Below are 3161 nucleotides of genomic sequence, written 5' to 3'. Positions count from 1 at the left end.
AGTCTCCTCCGCGCCCCGCGGCGCGTGCCCGGAGGAGCCCGCCGCCCCCGGCCCCGGGGGCCGTCCCGGGTCCGGGCCCGGGTACCGGTTCGGGCGGCGGCTCGGGCACCGGCTCGGGCGGCGGAACAATCACGGGCCGTGCGACGCTGTAGGGGCGAAGCGGCAACGCGGACGGCACCGGGGCGACGTACCCGGCACCCCGTCCGCCGTCGAACCGCCGTCACCGCGGCCCGACTTCTCGCCAGGCGAACACCGCCACCGCGGAAACTGCGCGAGAACCGCCCCGATACCGGGTATGAATGCAGGTGGACGGGTTCTTCGGCCCGTCCAGGGGCAGTATGTGCGACCGGCCGGAGGGGTTCCGGCGGCGGCGTCGGCGGCACGTGTTCGCCGATGGCGTAGCGGAATCCGGTGCATCCGGCCCACCTGTGGGAACACCGTTTCCCAACACCAGGTTGGGATTGGTGTCGGCTGGTCGCGCAGCATCTCGCTCCTCTACCGGGGAGTGAATCCGTGGGCCGCGCCGCTGAGCGGGACTAGCATGCGGAAGGACAGGGCGGGGACGGACCCCGAACTGCCCGACCGCTCTGAGGAGCGATAAACGATGTTCGAGAGGTTCACCGACCGCGCGCGGCGGGTTGTCGTCCTGGCTCAGGAAGAAGCCCGGATGCTCAACCACAACTACATCGGCACCGAGCACATCCTCCTGGGTCTGATCCACGAGGGCGAGGGCGTCGCCGCCAAGGCCCTGGAGAGCCTCGGGATTTCTCTTGAGGCCGTTCGCCAGCAGGTCGAGGAGATCATCGGCCAGGGCCAGCAGGCCCCGTCCGGTCACATTCCCTTCACCCCCCGGGCGAAGAAGGTCCTGGAGCTCTCGCTCCGCGAGGCCCTTCAGCTCGGCCACAACTACATCGGCACCGAGCACATCCTGCTCGGCCTGATCCGCGAGGGCGAGGGCGTCGCCGCCCAGGTCCTGGTGAAGCTGGGCGCCGACCTCAACCGGGTGCGCCAGCAGGTCATCCAGCTGCTCTCCGGCTACCAGACCGGCGGCGGCAAGGAGTCGGCCACGGCCGGCGGGCCCGCCGAGGGCACCCCGTCGACCTCCCTGGTCCTGGACCAGTTCGGCCGCAACCTCACCCAGGCCGCCCGCGAGGCCAAGCTCGACCCGGTCATCGGGCGCGAGAAGGAGATCGAGCGGGTCATGCAGGTGCTGTCCCGCCGCACCAAGAACAACCCGGTGCTGATCGGTGAGCCCGGCGTCGGCAAGACCGCCGTGGTCGAGGGCCTGGCCCAGGCGATCGTCAAGGGCGAGGTCCCGGAGACGCTCAAGGACAAGCAGCTCTACACGCTGGACCTGGGCGCCCTGGTGGCCGGCTCGCGCTACCGCGGTGACTTCGAGGAGCGCCTGAAGAAGGTGCTCAAGGAGATCCGCACCCGCGGCGACATCATCCTGTTCATCGACGAGCTGCACACCCTGGTCGGCGCGGGCGCCGCCGAGGGCGCCATCGACGCCGCCAGCATCCTCAAGCCGATGCTGGCCCGCGGCGAGCTGCAGACCATCGGTGCCACCACCCTGGACGAGTACCGCAAGCACCTGGAGAAGGACGCCGCGCTGGAGCGCCGCTTCCAGCCGATCCAGGTCGCCGAGCCCTCGCTGCCCCACACCATCGAGATCCTCAAGGGTCTGCGCGACCGCTACGAGGCCCACCACCGGGTCTCCATCACGGACTCCGCCCTGGTCGCCGCCGCCACCCTGGCCGACCGGTACATCTCGGACCGCTTCCTGCCGGACAAGGCGATCGACCTGATCGACGAGGCCGGCTCCCGAATGCGCATCCGCCGGATGACCGCGCCGCCGGACCTGCGCGAGTTCGACGAGAAGATCGCCGACGTGCGCCGCGAGAAGGAGAGCGCGATCGACGCGCAGGACTTCGAGAAGGCCGCGTCCCTGCGCGACGACGAGAAGCAGCTCCTGCAGGCCAAGGCCAAGCGCGAGAAGGAGTGGAAGGCCGGCGACATGGACGTCGTCGCGGAGGTCAACGAGGAGCTCATCGCCGAGGTCCTGGCCACCGCCACCGGCATCCCGGTCTTCAAGCTGACCGAGGAGGAGACGTCCCGCCTGCTGCGCATGGAGGACGAGCTGCACAAGCGCGTCATCGGCCAGAAGGACGCCATCAAGGCGCTCTCCCAGGCCATCCGGCGCACCCGTGCGGGCCTCAAGGACCCGAAGCGCCCCGGCGGTTCGTTCATCTTCGCCGGCCCGTCCGGTGTCGGTAAGACCGAGCTGTCCAAGACGCTGGCGGAGTTCCTGTTCGGCGACGAGGACGCGCTGATCGCGCTCGACATGTCCGAGTTCTCCGAGAAGCACACCGTCTCCCGGCTGTTCGGCTCCCCGCCCGGCTACGTGGGCTACGAGGAGGGCGGCCAGCTGACGGAGAAGGTCCGCCGCAAGCCGTTCTCGGTCGTCCTCTTCGACGAGGTCGAGAAGGCCCACCCGGACATCTTCAACTCGCTGCTGCAGATCCTGGAGGACGGTCGCCTGACCGACTCCCAGGGCCGCGTGGTCGACTTCAAGAACACCGTCATCATCATGACGACCAACCTCGGCACCCGGGACATCTCGAAGGGCTTCAACCTCGGCTTCGCGGCCGCGGGTGACACCCAGACCGGGTACGAGCGGATGAAGGCGAAGGTCGGCGAGGAGCTCAAGCAGCACTTCCGCCCCGAGTTCCTGAACCGTGTCGACGACATCGTGGTGTTCCACCAGCTGTCCGAGGAAGACATCATCCAGATCGTCGACCTCATGATCGACAAGGTGGATGAGCGACTCAAGGACAAGGACATGGGCCTGGAGCTCAGCGTCGAGGCCAAGAAGCTGCTGGCCAAGCGCGGCTACGACCCGATCCTGGGTGCCCGTCCGCTGCGCCGCACCATCCAGCGCGACATCGAGGACCACCTCTCCGAGAAGATCCTCTTCGGCGAGCTGCGGGCCGGCCACATCGTCGTCGTCGACGTCGAGGGCGAGGGCAAGGAAGCCAAGTTCACCTTCCGCGGCGAGGAGAAGTCGGCCGTCGCGGACACCCCGGCCGCGGTCGCCTCGTCCGGTCCGGACCTGACGAAGTAGCCCAACTTTTAACAGACAACTTCACAGCCACCGAGCC

Annotated in this window: 1 protein-coding gene; it reads left to right on the top strand. The window is 68.7% G+C overall.

Translation table 11 applies throughout. The features are described 5' to 3' along the window. Window positions 1–604: 604 nt before the first annotated feature. Complete coding sequence (locus ACFU6K_RS35125; RefSeq protein ID WP_380670096.1) at window positions 605–3124, top strand: ATP-dependent Clp protease ATP-binding subunit; 2520 nt, start codon at window positions 605–607, stop codon at window positions 3122–3124. Window positions 3125–3161: the final 37 nt, after the last annotated feature.

It is taken from the genome of Kitasatospora sp. NPDC057512 (genome assembly GCF_042802135.1).
Taxonomy (GTDB): domain Bacteria; phylum Actinomycetota; class Actinomycetes; order Streptomycetales; family Streptomycetaceae; genus Kitasatospora.
This window is presented reverse-complemented; position numbering and strand designations above follow the sequence as displayed.

Bases quoted from the DNA above. Each gene is read 5' to 3' on its own strand.
- ACFU6K_RS35125 (WP_380670096.1), top strand. From the start codon at position 605: ATGTTCGAGAGGTTCACCGACCGCGCGCGGCGGGTTGTCGTCCTGGCT.